The organism is Paraburkholderia sediminicola, assembly GCF_046026855.1.
GTDB lineage: Bacteria > Pseudomonadota > Gammaproteobacteria > Burkholderiales > Burkholderiaceae > Paraburkholderia > Paraburkholderia sediminicola_A.
In genome coordinates, this window is sequence record NZ_JAQQET010000001.1 from 23,331 (window position 1) to 39,328 (window position 15,998).

Here is a 15,998-nt window from a genome sequence, read left to right on the forward strand (position 1 = left end):
CTTGTTTTTAAGAGGCTCTATCTTGCTATCGTCAGCGGAGCGTTTGCTGGCGAAATACAGGAGCAGGCGCGTTGCCTTTGAAGGAATACGCTAAAATTCCGCTCTCAAGCCATGTTTTCCGCTAGCACACAGTAAGCGCCCCAAAACCATGACAACCGACCTCGATAAAACAGACCGCGCCATCCTCGCCGCACTGCAGAACGACGGCCGTATGTCGAATGCACGGCTGGCCGAAATGGTCGGTTTGAGCGAGACGCCTTGCGCACGCCGCCTCAAGCGCCTTGAGAACGACGGCTATATCGACCGGTATCGCGCGATGCTTTCGCGCTCCGCCCTCGGCCTCGGGGTTGTCGCATTCGTCTACGTGCGTTTTGCCGTGCACGACCGCGCGATGGCCACCCGTTTCGAGCGCGAGGTGCAGGCAATCCCGCGAATTCTGGCGTGCCACAACGTCTCGGGCAGCGCCGACTACATCCTGCAAGTGGTCGCGCGCGATCTCGACGACTACGGCACTTTTATGCGCGACGAGATGCGCAGCCTGCCGGGCGTGACATCGGTGGAGTCGGCGTTGTCGCTGCGGGAAGTCAAGGCTAACGGCGGGCTGCCGCTGTCCTGAATGCGGACGTGGCATAGTCACCCATTTGATACGGTGCGAGCCGACCAGACCAGCACGGAGTTTTCATGGATCACGAAAAGGCGCGAGCCGAAGAGACAGCCGCGATGGAGCGCGTATTGACCGCAACCACGCGGGTAAAGGCGGCCTTTGCGTCGCTGCAATCGCAATTCCCGCCGGCCGGCAGCGGCCAGCCTTCGCAGTTCGCGCTGCAAACCTTCGACGCTGCGTTGCAGGAACTCGAAGACGCGCAAGCCGCATTCGACGAATTACTCGGTGATCTGCTTGACGGCAATCGTTGAGTGGCATAGCCGGGCTCTTCCCTGGATAGCTGCTGCGCAGCACGCGAGCGGCGATCGTTTTAGTTTCCATCGAAACGGTCGTCGCGTTATTTGGAGGCGCTAGCGGGACTTGACCGTTAGTTGCGTATTAACGTCCTGGAACTGAAATTTCCACGACGCCGGATCGCCCATCCCCTGCCCGATCCTGAATGCCTCGACGCGCTACTGCGTCCAGAAGCGCGTCGAAACACCCATCCCATCCGCTCAAAAAATGATGCTGGTCCGCAACCCGACGATCGCTTCATTTCCGACTCGCAGTAACGGATTGTTCGGATCAGGAATACCACCTGCCGGACGGAACACATATTGGAAGTCCGCCTGCAGTTGCCACCACGATGCGACCTGATACTGGTAGGTCGCTTCGACGACGGTCTCGGCGCTGCGCGACGGATAGCCCGGCGTCGTCAGCGAGGCGGTATCGCTCGCGAGCCCTTGGGCATGCGAGCCGATCTTCGCGTAGCCGATCGCCAATCCGGCAACGTCATTGTCGCGTCCTTTGAACGGCGCTTTGAGCGTCACGCCAGCGTTCACGCCCAGGTCCACCAGATTGCGATCGCCCGGCGCGCCCATGACTCTCGCGAAAACGCCCACCGACTGCGGGCTGTCCCCGCCGCGTTGCCAAACCGTCTGGTCAGCAATCGCGTAGAAGCTATAGTCGCCCCGGTGATTCGCCGGCAAGCCGCTACTCGCCGGGTTCGCCAGCGATAAACCGGCACTGTCGAAACGCGGGTCCGCAAATTTTTGCGTGTTGTACCAGAAGCCCAGTTTGTAGGTGCCAGGCAGTCCGGTTGCCTGCGTACCCGAAGGATTCGCCGCAGGCTGGTTGATTGCGTACTGCACTTCGCCGATGAACAATGCGCCGCCGCGCAGATTGAAATTCGTGCCGTGGCGGTTCTGTTGTTGTGGGTCGCCCGTATCGCTGCCCGCCGGATTGCTGTTGAAGACACCGGCCATCACGGTCCAGGCATCCGAAGGCTTGGCACGCAATCGCACGCCCAGTGACGACAGTGGATAAGCTGGACCACCCGCGGGCATATCGACCGACGGCAACACGGGCCAGCCAAAGGTCGCGTTGACGAATGGTGTCGCGAACTGGCTCACCATGAATTCCTGGTCGAGACTCTGTTGCCCGACCTTCACGTCCACTTTTCCGCCAATCAGGGATTGCTGATACCAGAGCTCCCACAGCCGAGTCGTGTCGTCGGCCTCGATGCCGCTCGCACTTTGCAGGGTCAGCAGATTCCGTTGACTCAGATTGCTGCCGTGGATCTGCAACGCCGACACATTGAACGTGCCGCCTGGCAATCCCAGCGCTTTTTCCGTATCGACGACGATACCGAACTGGGTCAGTCCATCGTAAGCACCGCCCCGTTTAGTACCGCCCGACAGATTGTTCAGATACTCGCTGGTTTCCTGCAGGTTGAAGCTCACCCCGTAGTTACCGAGCCATGGACGCAGACCGCCCATTTCGCCGAACAGATTCGAGCGATCCCAGAGGCCGGTGGGCGCGGCGGGGGTCTGCTCAGCAGCAGGCGTCTGCCCTGCAATTGGAGCCTGAACTGCAGCAGGTGTCTGATCCAAGACAGGTGCCTGACCCACTGCCGGCGCCTGTGCCAGCACAGAAGGCGCCACGCCAAACGACAGCAGGAACGTAAGACCGAGGGGACCGCGTGACATCCACCATCCGGTTTTCGCAGGGTTTTTCTCCACGAGACAAGGTTGAGCGCTGCGCATGCGGCGCGGCAGGGAACGATACGACAGCGATTTGACGAACATAAGCTCACTCCCATCGAGCCCGGCCAGGCCGGGCGATGTACGAAGACGTGACCGGGTCTCGCAAACAACGCGATAACGATCAAACAGAGGGAGCGTGCGACTGGATGACCGGCAGGAACCGGTCACTGAAGAGGCGCGCTAACTCGAACGGAGCGAGTTAGCGGCTAAGGAGCGATCCTGTTGCTAACTCGCGGATACTGCGCCGGCGTAGACCGGCATCGGACTTCCACTACTGGAGCATGTGTCCACGAGGGACTCCTTTTTGCTGAGACGGGCGGATTGTATTCGGCACGCTTATAAAATCGCAAGTAAAAAACACACAAAAGAGATCGCACTCCGAATTTGTCGGCGGGCCCTTCGACAGATACCCGGTTGCCATATTCATCGCTGCATCTGCGCCCTTCATCCACCTGTCCTTCCTGTCATTTCTGAAAGACTCAGCCTCGTCTGGCGATGGCAAAGCGCGCTCCCCCACGCGTAAAAAAAGAATATTTGCTTCGCTTAACGAAGCATGTTGACTTCTGCTTGTGGGAGTGCCTAAAATTCGCCCGTCATCACAAACGGGGCCATTGCCTTGGACACCAGCAGTAGTCGATCTTCGAACAGTTTCGCTGCCTGACCGGCCCGACGCCCGCGCTCTCTTTTCTCAGCCGCCGTCTTGCCAGCAGGCAGACGGTGCGCGCCGTAGTAACTCTCTCCGTGCACCCTAACTAGCGCCATTCGGCCGCGCCGCGCTTACGCACGTCCTGCGTCTGCGCGTCCACACGTCCGTATGGCATCGCGTCGCGAGCATCCGCTCGAGTCAGCGCTCACTCACGCCGGTTCGATCCGTTCGAACGTCGGCATGGCCGGGCGCGTGGATCAACACGTGCGTGCTTAACGCCAAAAAGTAATGCCGACAAGCAACGCCGATAAACAACACCGATAAGGAGCCGCCATGCCAGACAGTGACAGTTATCCCTTATGCCGCTCAATTGCCACGCAATCTTTGTTTTGCCTGAGGAAAGCGAGTAGACGTTCGCCGCCGCGCGCTTAGTGCCGGCCGCGCTCCGTGTCTGCTGGCTTTCCGCAACCCGCGTAAAGCCATACGCCCGGAGAAATACCATGTACATCGCCATCCTCGTACCGACCCTGCAGCAAACGCATATCCACAGCGACGCTGCACTCGCGCTTCACAGCATCAAGCCGCACTGGTTCGCCGCGTCCTGGCATCGCGTCAAAGCGCTCCTCTCGCACTCGGCTTAACGACCCACAGTCAGTACCCGCACGCCTTCGCGATCCGCATGCGCCGCTGTCGCTCGATCTCGTTCGACGACACTCGCGCTGCAGATCCCGAAAGCGCGCCACTGCAAACAGATCACACCCACTCAGGCGATTAGAAATGTCCACTCCAATTAACGTCTCACCACCACGCAGCGCCGTTCTCGACGAAGCCCATCTCGGCGACATCAAAGGCGCACTCGGCACTATCGCGCATCACGACACCGCACCTCGCAATAACTGGTGGGCCCGTATCCGCACACTGCTCGCGATCCGCGGGCCTGGCCTCATCGTGATGGTCGGCGATAACGATGCCGGCGCTTTCGGCACCTACACCCAGGCGGGACAGAATTACGGAACCACCCTGCTGTGGACCATGCTGCTGCTCGTGCCCGTTCTCTTCGTCAATCAGGAAATGGTGTTGCGCCTCGGCGCCGTCACCGGCGTCGGTCATGCACGGCTGATCTTCGAGCGCTTCGGCAAGTTCTGGGGGGCATTCAGCGTCGTCGACCTGTTCATATTGAACGCGCTCACTATCGTGACCGAATTCATCGGCATCACGTTCGTGCTGGATTTCTTTGGCATTTCGAAGGTGACCGGCGTTTGCATTGCCGCGGCAGTGACGATGGCCGCGGTCAGTACAGGCAACTTCCGGCGTTTCGAGCGCTTCGCGGTTGTGCTCTGTCTGTTGAGCCTGTTGCTGGTGCCCGTACTGGTGTCGATTCATCCGCCGGTTGCCCAGATGACGCACGATTTCTTCATTCCGAACTGGCCTGCCAACTCGAAACTGAGCGACGTGATGCTGCTCGTGATCGGCATTGTCGGCACCACGGTGGCGCCGTGGCAGCTGTTTTTCCAGCAAAGCTATATCGTGGATAAACGCATCACGCCGCGCTTCATGAAGTATGAGAAAGCCGACTTGTGGATCGGCATCGTCTTCGTGATGATCGGTGCGGTGGCCATGATCTCGTTCTGCGCCGCACTGTACTCAGGCAAGCCCGAGTTCGGCAATTTCACGGATGCGGGCGGCGTGATCGCCGGCCTCGAAAAGTATGCCGGACGCACACCCGCGGTTCTCTTCGCCGTCGCGCTGCTCGACGCCTGCATCATCGGCGCGGCCGCCGTCTCGTTGTCCACCGCATATGCTATTGGCGACGTATTCAAGATTCGCCACTCGCTGCATCGCGGCGTGACGGACGCGAAGGGCTTTTACCTCGTCTACTTCGGTATTATCGCGGCCGCAGCGGCGCTGGTGCTGATTCCCGGCAGCCCGCTCGGACTACTGACTGAAGCCGTGCAGACGCTCGCAGGCGTGCTGCTTCCGAGCGCTACGGTGTTTCTGCTGCTGTTGTGCAACGACCGGGCGGTTCTCGGTCCGTGGGTGAACTCAAAGAAACTCAACTTCTTTACAGGCGCAGTTGTCTGGGTGCTCGTCATGCTATCCATCGTCCTGACTGCATCGGTGATGTATCCGGACATTACCGGCGAAGCCATCATTGAAGTACTGGCCGGCGGCACGTTACTCGCTGTAGTCGGTTACGCTGCAACCGTAACGGTCCGCAGGCTGCGGCCCGTACCGGCGGATGCCGAGAGTTCCGCGGTTTCCGGGGTTTCCGGGGTCTCCGATAACGAGCAACCGTTTTCGAAAGAAGCACGCAATACGTGGCGCATGCCGCCGCTGGAAGAACTGCCGGCGCCGCAACTCACCATGTCCAAACGCGTCTGGATGGGTGTGCTGCGCGGTTATCTGATCGTGGCTGTCGCCCTGGTTATCGTAAAGGTCGTGCAGATGACTTTGCTGCATTAAATCGATGCGGCCCGCCCGCTCCCGGTCGTTTCGGTGAGCGGCGGGCAAACGGCAGTTCCGTACTACACCCCACACTGCTTTATCAGTTGCGTTGCGATCTTTTTACGGGATGCAGGTGCTGGTCACGGCCACGCATCCGTCACGCCCCATCCGCCGCGATAACAGGCTTGCACAGAATCGGAAAGTTGACCGAGTTCGCGATATAGCACTTCTCATGCGCCACGTGATGCAAACGCCCGGCCAGTTCGAGGTCGCCGCCTGCCCGAATGACGACGTGCGGGCGTAGAACGATCTGCGAAAAACGCCCCTGCTCCGGACTATCGAGCATCGTGCCTTCGGCGTTGTCGCGATAGCTTAGAACAACGATGCCCACGTCCGAGCAAAGATGCAGATACCAGAGCTTGTGGCAGGCGGAGGCCGAGGCGACCAGCAGATCTTCCGGATTCCACCGGCTTGCGTCGCCGAGAAACGCCGCGTCCGATGATCCGGGAATGTCGGGCTTGCTTCCCGCAGCGATGACGTGGTCCCGACCGTATTCACGGTATCCCGAAGTGCCGCTGCCACGGTTTCCTGTCCACTGCACCGATACCGCGTATTTGTGCTCGCCGTGCGCCATGCCCATCTCCTTTGCTATTGCCCGGAATTGAATTCGCAACACATGGATTCTATATCCGCACGCTGGTTTTGGTATACCATTATTCCAAATGACAAGGGCTCAACGCATATGGACCATAAACTGGATTCGACGGCCGACGCCATCGCCGTCTCACTACGCGAACTGATCGCGGCCGGCGAACTGGAAGACGGCGCACGGCTGGTCGAGCGCGAACTCGCCGATCGATTCGGGGTGAGCCGGGTGCCGATGAGAGAGGCCATACAGAAGCTCGAAGGCGAAGGACTGATCGAACTCATGCGCAATCGCGGCGCCGTCGTGCGAACGCTCACGGAGTCCGACCTGGATGAAATTTACGCCCTGCGTATGTTGCTCGAAGGTGACGCCATCTTCCACGCGGTCAAACGCATGGACAGTGAAACGTTATCGCGCGCCGAACTGGTTCACCGGTTGCTGGGAGACGCCGATACAGCGCAAAGACAGGGCGAACTGAATCGCGAGTTTCATGAGCTGCTATACCGCCCCTGCGCGAATGGCCGGCAACTGAAAACGATCCGCGAGCTGCGCGCCCAGGTCGAGCGCTACGAACGTCTGCAAAGCACATTGCTCGCCGACACACCAGCCTTCCAGGACGAGCATCTCAAGATTCTCGAAGCATGCGAGACGGGCAATGCCCGCCTCGCGCGATCGATGACGGTGGAACATCTCGCGTCCGCGAAGCGCATCGTTCTGCAACGGGTCCGGGCTGAGTGACTACTGCTGCCCGGGCGCTTTTCCCGTCAGGTTCGGCGCTCGCGGATTCGGATTCATATTCAGGCTGGTGCCATTTGCTCGCATGTTGTTAAGCACGGGTCCCGATCCAATGCCTCCTCCGCCGACTGTGGGTGAGCCGCCCACCGTGCCCGCGCCCGGCATTGGGCTCGGGCTTGCCGCCCCCGTGCCCAGCCCTGCTCCCGCACCATTGGCCCCGCCTGCCTGCAAGCCGTTCGTACCGTTGGCGCCAAGGTTTGCCGACTGGGCATAAGCCATACCCGTCAGACCCATCATCAGCGCCGAAGTAAAAATCACTTTAGTCACGATTTTCATAGCCCACTCCGTCATGCCGTCGAATTGCCCGAGCGAAGCACTCACACCATCGTAACGATGTCGAGCGAACGACGCTCATAAAGGAACCCGGTCAAACAGTAAGACTGGTTGCCAGCCGCGTTTGTTCATCAAAGACAATCAGGGATTGATCTACGAATTTACCGACGGAATCCGAGCGGACCAATCCCGATCGGCAAGTTGTACAAATGCTTACAAAGCAGCGCGCTTCCCACGTACACCGCCCGCGCTGCTGCGGCGTTATTGCAGGCACCTACCAGCGGAGTCCGCGATGAACACGAACATCACTTCCAGCAATCCGCAGCGCAACCGCATCCACCCCTTGGTCGCCGGCGCGGCAGTGGCCGTCATTCTTGCGAGCGCCACCGGCATCGCGGCAATGACAGGCCTTCTGCCGACCTCGCACGCCATTACGGAGCCCGCACTCCCTGCCACGGCGGTCGCGGCGCAGATTGCGAGCACACCGGTCGCCGTACCCCAACCGAACCCGGTTCAGCAAACCGTTCAACAGGCAGCCCCGGCACAGCCGCGCGTACATCACACGCACAGCACGCCCGCAGCGCAGTCGCCGAGGTACGCAAACAATCAGGGATACCAGGCACCGTATGATTCCGCGCCGGCAAGGCCGGTCGCCGATCCTTATGCGGGTGAAGTCGTCGCCATCAACACGGTCCAGGCGCCTGAGCAAACCACCGGACTCGGCGCGCTCGGCGGAGCGGTCGCGGGCGGTCTGGTCGGCAATCAGATCGGCGGTGGACGTGGCAAGATTTTCACCACCATTGCGGGCGTTGTCGGCGGGGGGCTTGCCGGTAACGGCATCGAGCACGCGGTGCGCAAACAGACCACCTATCAGGTCCAGGTGCGCATGCAGGACGGCAGCTACCGCAACTTCAGCTATCCGACGCAGCCGGATGTCCAGATCGGCGAGCGGGTTCACGTATCCGGCGATTCGCTGACGGCTTCGTGATAGTCAACGCCGGCATCTCACCCGATGCCGGTTTGCAAAAATGTCGCGCAACGCCGTGCGCGTTATGATCAACCGTTACGCCAGAACGGCTGATCGAGCACGATGGAGCACGCCTACATCCACCTTTTGCATCTGCTTGCCGGCCATTCGGCGTGGACGCTCACGGTCATCTTTCTTGCGGCCTTCCTGGAGGCCATCGCCGTCGTCGGCACCTTCATCCCAGGCAGCACTGCGATGTTCCTCGCCGGCGCGCTGGCCGGCACCGGCTCACTGAGCCTCGGCTGGGTGTTCCTGTGGGCGATCGCGGGCGCCATCGCCGGCGACGGCATGAGCTTCTGGATCGGCCGTCGCTACAAGGCCAGGATCGTTCAGCTCTGGCCGTTCCGCACACACCCGCAGATACTCGACGCCGGCCAGCGCTTCTTTCAGAAACACGGTGCCAAGAGCGTCGTGTTCGCCCGCTTCATCGGACCATTGCGGGCGATCGTGCCGGTGGTAGCGGGCATGCTGGGTATGACGCCGCTGCGCTTTTACGCAATGAACGTACTGTCGGCGCTGCTATGGGCACCCGCGCATATCCTGCCGGGCGTGGTATTCGGCGCCTCGGTGCTGCTGGCCGGTGCAGTGTCGTTCCGCCTCGTTGTCATCATCGCGCTGCTGGTGGCGATCGTCTGGCTAAGCTTTCGCGCGATGCGTTTCCTGCTCTCGCATGCCAGTGCGTGGTCGAGCGCGGCGGGCCGCTATCTGGGAAGCTGGGCTTGCCGCCACCCGGGGCCGTTCGGCCGTCTCGCGCGGCGGCTGCTGGACCCCGAACAGCCGGATGCCAGCAGCATCGTAGTGACGTCGCTGATCGTGCTGGTGTCGGGCGCGCTCTTCTTCGGGGTCCTCGAAGACGTCATCAGCGGCGATCCGCTAGTCACCGTCGATCTATCCGTCTATCACTTCCTGCAATCGGTCCGCACGCCCTGGAGCGACACCGTCCTGGCAGGACTGGCGACCCTCGGCAGCGTCGCCACGCTGACGGCGCTGATCGTGACGGTGGTGGTGTGGATGCTGCTGGAGCGACGTTGGCGCACCATCGGCTACTGGCTCGCCGCTGTCGTGTTTTCGCAATTGCTGATCTTCGCCCTGCAGTTCGCCATGCAGCGCGCGCCGCCCAATGAGCTCATGTCCGGTGCCTACGTGTTTCCGAGCAATCACGTCGCCGCGACGGTGATCGTCTACGGCTTCCTGGCGTTCCTGCTCGCGCGCCGGGTCGGCATGCTGGAAGGTTTGCTGGTGGCGACCGCAAGTACGGTCGTCGTGATCGTGGTCGCGCTGGCGGGACTCTATTTCGGCCGGTACTCGGTCTCCGACGCGATCGGCGGCGCCGCGCTCGCGTACATCTGGGTGGCGATCGTCGCGCTGACGGCGATGTTGCGGCATCCAGAAGTGCCGCCTGTGCGCCGCCTCATGCCGGTCGTGGTTCTGGTGGTGATGCTCGGGAGCGTGGGAGTCCAACTGGGCGTCAATCCACCCGCACCGCCCTCGGACAGCACGCTGCGCCCGCCGCCCGTGCTGGTCACGCAGGCAGAGTGGACGGCGTCGCTGTCGAAGCGACTGCCATGCTATCGCTCGGATATGGGCGGCGACCACAAGGAACCGCTTACGCTGCAATGGGTGTCGAACCTCGATTCGATCCGCGGGCAACTGCGCGCCCAGGGATGGATCGAGGGCACGGACCTGTCTGCGCACAGCCTGCTCTCGCTTGCCTCGCCGAACGTCGCGGCAGTGGCGCTGCCGGTGTTGCCGAAGCTGAACAATGGCGTGCCTTCGTCGCTGGTCTTCATGCGTCCTGGCGACACCCGCGACGAACGCGATGTCCTGCGCTTCTGGCCGAGCGGCTATGCCGTGGAGAACGGCGTGTCAGCCACGCCGCTGTGGGTCGGCGCCTTCGCGCACGAACGGCTCGCCCGAGCGTCCTGGCCGATCAACATTCTGCGCGTCGACAAGGAAGTGTCGACGTTCGATGCTCACACCAGAATGAGCGCCGGCCTCGGCGCTGCGCTCGTGGCCAAAGTGAGTTGCCATGGCGTGCCGGTGTCGCTACTGGCCGCTCCAGTGGAATGAGCGGCGCGTTGAAAGCGGTCTGCCTGGATGCGCGCGTTCGCCGCATCAATCAGGAAATCGCTCTGTGCTCAATCACTTGGCGGGTTTAGCCAGGACTTGTCCACAAGGATATGAACATTTTCTGTGGATAAGCCCGGCGATGCAATCCGCACTTTCTTCGGGAAGCACCAGGCGCCCTCGCATCCCGGTCACACTGAAACGCACTGCGCGGCCAGGTCGTGCTTCGACAACGGCCGCGCCCGCGCGCTAACCTTGCTGCGCTTGCCAGCCGGTGCCGAGGCTTTTCTGTAGCGACACAAAGTCCTTGAGCAACTCAGCCCGCCCCGCGACGACGTCCTGCTGCGCGGTGAACTCCTGGCGTTGCGTATCGAGCAGATCGATCAGGGTAGCGACTCCGGCGGAATAGCGCTGCCGCATCAGCGTGGCCGAGTGAGTGGCCGACGCTTCCACCTTTTGCAACGTGACGACATGCTCGCGCTGATGCCCATAACGCGAGAGCGACGAGTTCGCGTCCTGCAGCGCGCCGAGCACGGCCTTCGTATAACGGGCCTCGGCTTCGTCACGCGATGCCTCGGCGGCATGGACGCTACCCAGCGTGCGACCGAAATCGAACACATTCCATTGCAGATACGGCGCGCCGATCCAGCTGAAATTGCTCTTGCGTACAAGGTGGCCCGGATCGCTCGCGCTGAAGCCGATATCACCAAGCAGCGTCACCTTCGGGAAAAAGTCTGCAATGTGTTCGCCGATCTGCGCATTGCTCGACGCGAGTCGCCGCTCCGCTGCACGAATATCGGGGCGCTGCTGCAACATCGCCGACGGATCGCCGATCGCCACTGTCTCAGGCAACGCCGGGAGCGGCCGCGTGCCGGCGAGCTGTTCGTCCAGCGCGCCGGGCTCACGACCGGTCAGCACGGCGAGGCGGTCGAGCGAATCGGTCAGTTGCGCGTCGAGCGGAATCAGCGTCGCGCGCGTGTTCTCGACCTGCGTGTTCAGGCGTTCGACATCGATATCCGCTGCCGTGCCCCGCTCCCGGCGCTGCTGCGTGAGCGTCAACATTTTCTGTTCGGTCTCCGCCTGACGCTGCGCGAGTTCAAGCCGCGTCTGCTGGTCGCGCAGTTCGATGTAGGTCTGCGCAACCTCGGCCGCGAGCGACACCTGGGTGTCCGCGAGATCGGCGTTTACGGCTTCCGCATCCGCCGAGGCCGCTTCGATCGCGCGCCGCGTGCCGCCAAACAGGTCGATTTCCCACGTGGCGTCGAAGCCCGCGGTATAGAGCTGCAGCGGGCCACGACCCGACGATGCAGTACTGCCTGACGAGCTTCCCGAACTGAGCGAACTCAGATCAGGCTCGCGCATACGCAGCGCGGCAGCATCCCCCGACACCTTCGGCAATGCGTTTGCACGTTGTTGCTGCAATTGCGAACGCGATTCCCGCAGCCGCGCCTGGGCGATATGCACATCGGGACTGTGTGCAAAGGCGGCGGCGATGAGGTCGTTCAGTTGCGGGTCGTTGAATGCGAGCCACCATTGGCTCGGCGCCGGCGTTGCAGTCGTTCCGGCGGCCGGCGCGCGCACAAAGGTCGCGCTGCTGTGAGCGTCCCGCGCAAGCGGCGGCGCGCCGTGATAATCCGGGCCGACCGTGCAACCCGACAAGGAGAACAGAAGCGCGGCGGCGGCCAGCGCGAAACACGAGGGTCGGGTGAACATCATGGGGAGATGGAAAGACATTAGTGTCCAGCGGACGAAGGCGGCGGCGCATTCCTGCTCGGCGTTTTCAGAAACAGCGCAAGCGGAATGCAGGCGAGCAGCGCGATGCCGAGCAGATAGAAGGTTTCCGAATAGGTCATCACGATGGCCTGTTGCGTAATCTGCGCGCCGAGTTGCCCGAGCGCGCGCATCTGCGAATAGGCCATGTCTCCGGTATGAGCGAACCAGTTCGCGGCGTTCGCCGCAAGACTCTCCTGCCCGATCAGCGAATTTGCGCTGACCGACTCGCGGATCATCGCGGTATGAAACGTCGTGCGCCGGTCGATCACGGTACCGATAATCGCAAGGCCGATCGACCCACCAAGGTTGCGCGCCATGTTGTAGAGACCGGCGGCGTCGCCGGAATCTTCGCGCGACACGGCCGCCATCGACGCCTGATTAAGCGGCATCATCGCGAGCATCTGGGCGGTGCCACGGATCAGTTGCGACCACATGAAATCGTGCCCGACACTCTGCGCCGTCAGGTTAATGTCGATCATGCAACTGATCGCGTACAACACCAGCCCGGTGATCACCAGCACGCGGAAGTCGAATTTGCCAAGCAAGCGCGGCAGCACCGGCATGATCAGGAAAGCGGGCAATCCGGAAAGCAGCATGATCGCGCCGGACTGTTCCGCGTTGTAGCCCGCGACCACGCCAAGAAACTGTGGCAGCAGATACGACACGCCATACAGTGCCGCACCGACTGCGGACACAATCACGATCACGCTCGCATAATTCGGATTGCGCATCAGGCTCAGGCGCACAATCGGTTTCTTTGCGGTCAGTTGCGAAGCGGCAATCAGAAGCATGCCGAAGACCGTCACGCAGGTGAGTGTCACGATCATCGGCGATTCGAACCAGCGCTCGCGCTGACCCTCCTCGAGCACCACGGTGAGCGAACTGAGGCCAATCGCGAGACCAACGATGCCGAGCCAGTCCGCCTTGAAAAACGCCTCCCAGTGCGGCCGGTCCGACGGCAGGCCGAGGATCAGCAGGGTCATCAGCGCGAGGCAGATCGGCAGATTCATGAAGAAGCACCAGCTCCAGCTGATGTTCTCCGCGAGCCAGCCGCCGACGACCGGTCCAAGCAGCGGTCCGAGCAACACAATCAGGCCGAACATGGTCATGCCGACCGGCAACTGCGATAGCGGCAGGCGCGTACGGATGATTGTCTGCGCCGTCGGAATCAGCGCGCCACCCGTGAAGCCCTGCCCGATGCGGCCGGCGATCATCATGGGTAACGTGTGCGACCAGCCGCACATCATTGAAAACGCGATGAAAAGCACTGAATTCGTCAGCAGGAAATTACGCAGGCCGAATACGCGCGTAAGCCATGCCGCCAGCGGAATCATCACGATTTCCGACATCAGGTAGCCCGTCGAAATCCAGGTGCCTTCGGTACCGGTGGCGCCGATTTCGCCCTGAATCTGCGGCAGCGCCGAGTTCGTGATCGAGATGTCGAGCGTCGCCATCAAGGCGCCGAGCGCGCCTGCCGCGACGGCGATCCAGTCGCCGACGCTGGCACGCTCCTCGGCATGCGGTGCGGCTGGCGCCGCGGTGCTCGCATCAGCCACGATGATTCTCGGTATCGATGCGCGCGTCACGATCGCGGGCGGAACGCGTGTCGACATCCACGGTCACCGACAGCCCCGGCAACAGCACGCTACGCGTCTCCGCTCCCGTGTCGATCCGGATCCGCACAGGCACCCGCTGCACGATCTTCGTGAAGTTGCCGGTGGCATTTTCCGGCGGCAGCAGCGCGAATTGCGAGCCCGTACCGGGCGAGAAACTGTCGATCACGCCGTGCAGCGTATGACCGGGCAACGCGTCGACCTGCAGGTCCACCGGCTGACCGACGCGCATCCGGCCCACCTGCGTTTCCTTGAAATTGGCCAGCAAATAGGTACTTTGGACCGGCACGACTGTCAGCATCCGCGTGCCGGGTTGTACGTACTGACCAACACGCACGCTACGATCGCCGACCTTGCCGCCGAGGACGCTGCGCACCACGGTGTTATCGAGATCGAGTTGCGATTGTTGTGCGCTTGCCTGGGCCGCTTCGAGTTGTGCGCGTGCCTGGGCGAGCTGCGCGGTGGCCGAACCGATCTGCGAGCGTGCTGCGTCAACCGCCGCCGAATTCGCGGCGAGCGTGGCATTCGCCTGATCGCGACTGCTGGTCAATTCCGCCAGCCGTTCACTGCTTTCAGCACCGGTTGCAACGAGCGGCGCGTAGCGCCGCACTTCGTCGCTCGCATGCTGCGCGCTCACGCGCGCCACCTGCTGCTGCGCCTGCGTTTGCGCAATGTTGGACTGCTGCTGTTTGATATCGGCCTGCGCGCGTTCGATGTCGGCCTTGCGCGCATCGATCGTGGCCAGCGCCTGGTTGAGTGCGACCTGATACTGGCGAGCGTCGAGATGGACAAGCGGATCGCCGGGTTTCACGACCTGATTGTCCACGACGTAAACCTCCGTGATGTAGCCGGCAATCTTGGGCGCGACCGTGACGCTATCGGCCTGCAGATAGGCGTCGTCGGTGCTTTCGATGAAACGCCCCACCGTCCACCAGCGGGTGAACCAGACCGCGCCGACAATCAGCGCGACAACGCCGAGTGCGATCAGCACCGTTCGCCGGGTGGGACGCCTCGCGCCTGAAGCAGGCGCGTCTTCGGCGGGTATCGGGCGGGAGGGAGAGCCTGCGGTCGCTGACATCGTATGGTCCAATTATTTCCGGTTGGCATAATTATTCCACTTGATACAATTGTGTCAAGTGATATATTTCGGAAGATATCCTCAAGAGGACGTTCTTCGGGGCGCCCCCAAGGGGACTTCCTTCGGGCGTAATGAAGAGAAATGCGGAGAGAAATGCATGAACACCGCAAAGAGGCTGCGCCGTCCGCCGGAGGGCGGCTATGCGCGCGGCGACGAGACGCGTCTCCGGATCATCGAAGCGGCGGTCGAACTATTTGGTGAACACGGTTTTGATGGCGCGTCGACGCGCGACATCGCGGCTCACGCCGGCGTCAACGCGCCTGCACTGCAGTACTACTTCGAGAATAAGGAAGGGGTGTATCGCGCGTGTGTCGAAATGCTCGCCGACGATGCATGGAAAACATTCGGACCGCCCATCGAGCAGGCGCAGGAAGCCCTGCGCGAAAACGCCGGCACCACGGCGTTGATCGATGCCTTCATCCGCATTCAGGAAGCGATCGCGGACAGCGCCTTCGCGAAAGCGAACAATCCGGGCCGGCGGCTTTTCTTCGCGCGCGAGCAGGCTGGCTATGAGCCCGAAAGTGCGACGCGGATTCTGAGCTGCCGGATCCGAGAACCGCTAAACAACACGAGCGCGGCGCTGGTGGCGCGAATTTCCGGACGTGCCGCCGACGATCCCGTCACGCTGATCCGCACGTTCAGTCTGCATGGGCAACTGGTGATTTTTCACGTCGCGCATCGCTCGACGTTGTCGCTGCTCGGCTGGAAAAACATCGATGCAGAGAAGGCAGAGCAGATCAAATCAACCATACGCGGGCAGACGCGCATGCTGCTCGAGCAATGGAACCGGGAAGGTGACGAGGGGCGCACACCCGAAGTGCAAACCACGGGCAGAGGAAAGTCACGCAAGCAGCCGTGATTTCGTCAACATGACGACGCGAGAGCTC

Annotated in this window: 14 protein-coding genes; 8 read left to right on the top strand and 6 right to left on the bottom strand. The window is 61.8% G+C overall.

Annotated features, from left to right (window positions below; all coding sequences use genetic code 11):
* Positions 1-148 precede the first annotated feature (148 nt).
* The gene (locus PQR40_RS00125) at positions 149-616 is read left to right on the top strand and encodes an Lrp/AsnC family transcriptional regulator (RefSeq protein ID WP_325043770.1); all 468 of its coding nucleotides are present in this window, start codon (positions 149-151) and stop codon (positions 614-616) included.
* Positions 617-681: 65 nt separating this feature from the next.
* A complete protein-coding gene (locus tag PQR40_RS00130) occupies positions 682-915 on the top strand; it encodes a hypothetical protein (protein WP_097396989.1) in 234 nt (77 codons plus the stop codon).
* A 243-nt stretch (positions 916-1,158) separates the two neighbouring features.
* Here the strand turns inward: PQR40_RS00130 and PQR40_RS00135 are convergent, their stop codons facing one another.
* The gene (locus PQR40_RS00135) at positions 1,159-2,631 is read right to left on the bottom strand and encodes a carbohydrate porin (protein ID WP_408508158.1); all 1,473 of its coding nucleotides are present in this window, start codon (positions 2,629-2,631) and stop codon (positions 1,159-1,161) included.
* Between the two features lie 1,203 nt (positions 2,632-3,834).
* Between PQR40_RS00135 and PQR40_RS00140 the strand changes: the two genes are divergently transcribed.
* Both PQR40_RS00140 and PQR40_RS00145 read left to right on the top strand, forming a co-directional pair.
* Complete coding sequence (locus tag PQR40_RS00140) at positions 3,835-3,975, top strand: hypothetical protein (protein WP_408508159.1); 141 nt, start codon at positions 3,835-3,837, stop codon at positions 3,973-3,975.
* 136 nt (positions 3,976-4,111) lie between these two features.
* Positions 4,112-5,797 (top strand): NRAMP family divalent metal transporter, encoded by a 1,686-nt coding sequence (locus PQR40_RS00145; RefSeq protein WP_408508160.1) that lies wholly within the window; start codon positions 4,112-4,114, stop codon positions 5,795-5,797.
* Between the two features lie 139 nt (positions 5,798-5,936).
* On the opposite strand, the gene PQR40_RS00150 is transcribed toward PQR40_RS00145, so the two are convergent.
* Positions 5,937-6,413: an OsmC family protein gene (locus PQR40_RS00150; protein ID WP_408235573.1), complete on the bottom strand. Its 477-nt coding sequence runs from the start codon at positions 6,411-6,413 to the stop codon at positions 5,937-5,939.
* Between PQR40_RS00150 and PQR40_RS00155 the strand changes: the two genes are divergently transcribed.
* Positions 6,396-7,163, top strand: a complete 768-nt coding sequence (locus tag PQR40_RS00155) for a GntR family transcriptional regulator (RefSeq protein WP_408235576.1) — start codon at positions 6,396-6,398, stop codon at positions 7,161-7,163. The genes PQR40_RS00150 and PQR40_RS00155 overlap by 18 nt on opposite strands.
* On the opposite strand, the gene PQR40_RS00160 is transcribed toward PQR40_RS00155, so the two are convergent.
* A complete protein-coding gene (locus tag PQR40_RS00160) occupies positions 7,164-7,496 on the bottom strand; it encodes a hypothetical protein (RefSeq protein WP_408235579.1) in 333 nt (110 codons plus the stop codon). It lies immediately after the preceding gene.
* A gap of 289 nt (positions 7,497-7,785) precedes the next feature.
* Here PQR40_RS00160 and PQR40_RS00165 point away from each other — a divergent pair, with 289 nt between their 5' ends.
* Positions 7,786-8,481 carry a hypothetical protein gene (locus tag PQR40_RS00165; RefSeq protein ID WP_408508161.1) on the top strand — a complete coding sequence of 232 codons (696 nt, stop codon included), beginning with the start codon at positions 7,786-7,788 and terminating at the stop codon, positions 8,479-8,481.
* 102 nt (positions 8,482-8,583) lie between these two features.
* Entirely contained in the window at positions 8,584-10,590 is a 2,007-nt protein-coding gene (locus tag PQR40_RS00170; RefSeq protein ID WP_408235585.1) for a bifunctional DedA family/phosphatase PAP2 family protein, read from the top strand.
* 246 nt (positions 10,591-10,836) lie between these two features.
* Here the strand turns inward: PQR40_RS00170 and PQR40_RS00175 are convergent, their stop codons facing one another.
* From PQR40_RS00175 to PQR40_RS00185, 3 genes are read right to left on the bottom strand one after another with little or no spacing between them, the layout of a single operon-like run.
* A complete protein-coding gene (locus tag PQR40_RS00175) occupies positions 10,837-12,303 on the bottom strand; it encodes an efflux transporter outer membrane subunit (protein WP_408235835.1) in 1,467 nt (488 codons plus the stop codon).
* Between the two features lie 17 nt (positions 12,304-12,320).
* Entirely contained in the window at positions 12,321-13,916 is a 1,596-nt protein-coding gene (locus PQR40_RS00180) for an MDR family MFS transporter (RefSeq protein WP_408235588.1), read from the bottom strand.
* Complete coding sequence (locus PQR40_RS00185; protein ID WP_408391394.1) at positions 13,909-15,051, bottom strand: HlyD family secretion protein; 1,143 nt, start codon at positions 15,049-15,051, stop codon at positions 13,909-13,911. Before PQR40_RS00185 ends, PQR40_RS00180 begins: the two co-directional genes overlap by 8 nt.
* Before the next feature lie 157 nt (positions 15,052-15,208).
* Between PQR40_RS00185 and PQR40_RS00190 the strand changes: the two genes are divergently transcribed.
* Entirely contained in the window at positions 15,209-15,970 is a 762-nt protein-coding gene (locus tag PQR40_RS00190; protein WP_408235594.1) for a CerR family C-terminal domain-containing protein, read from the top strand.
* Positions 15,971-15,998: the final 28 nt, after the last annotated feature.

Excerpts from the sequence above, each read along its gene's own strand:
- PQR40_RS00150 (WP_408235573.1), bottom strand. The coding sequence starts at position 6,413 with ATGGCGCACGGCGAGCACAAATACGCGGTATCGGTGCAGTGGACAGGA.
- PQR40_RS00160 (WP_408235579.1), bottom strand. The coding sequence starts at position 7,496 with ATGAAAATCGTGACTAAAGTGATTTTTACTTCGGCGCTGATGATGGGT.
- PQR40_RS00130 (WP_097396989.1), top strand. The coding sequence starts at position 682 with ATGGATCACGAAAAGGCGCGAGCCGAAGAGACAGCCGCGATGGAGCGC.
- PQR40_RS00175 (WP_408235835.1), bottom strand. The coding sequence starts at position 12,303 with ATGATGTTCACCCGACCCTCGTGTTTCGCGCTGGCCGCCGCCGCGCTT.
- PQR40_RS00190 (WP_408235594.1), top strand. The coding sequence starts at position 15,209 with ATGAACACCGCAAAGAGGCTGCGCCGTCCGCCGGAGGGCGGCTATGCG.
- PQR40_RS00125 (WP_325043770.1), top strand. The coding sequence starts at position 149 with ATGACAACCGACCTCGATAAAACAGACCGCGCCATCCTCGCCGCACTG.
- PQR40_RS00140 (WP_408508159.1), top strand. The coding sequence starts at position 3,835 with ATGTACATCGCCATCCTCGTACCGACCCTGCAGCAAACGCATATCCAC.
- PQR40_RS00145 (WP_408508160.1), top strand. The coding sequence starts at position 4,112 with ATGTCCACTCCAATTAACGTCTCACCACCACGCAGCGCCGTTCTCGAC.
- PQR40_RS00170 (WP_408235585.1), top strand. The coding sequence starts at position 8,584 with ATGGAGCACGCCTACATCCACCTTTTGCATCTGCTTGCCGGCCATTCG.
- PQR40_RS00135 (WP_408508158.1), bottom strand. The coding sequence starts at position 2,631 with ATGTCACGCGGTCCCCTCGGTCTTACGTTCCTGCTGTCGTTTGGCGTG.
- PQR40_RS00165 (WP_408508161.1), top strand. The coding sequence starts at position 7,786 with ATGAACACGAACATCACTTCCAGCAATCCGCAGCGCAACCGCATCCAC.
- PQR40_RS00185 (WP_408391394.1), bottom strand. The coding sequence starts at position 15,051 with ATGTCAGCGACCGCAGGCTCTCCCTCCCGCCCGATACCCGCCGAAGAC.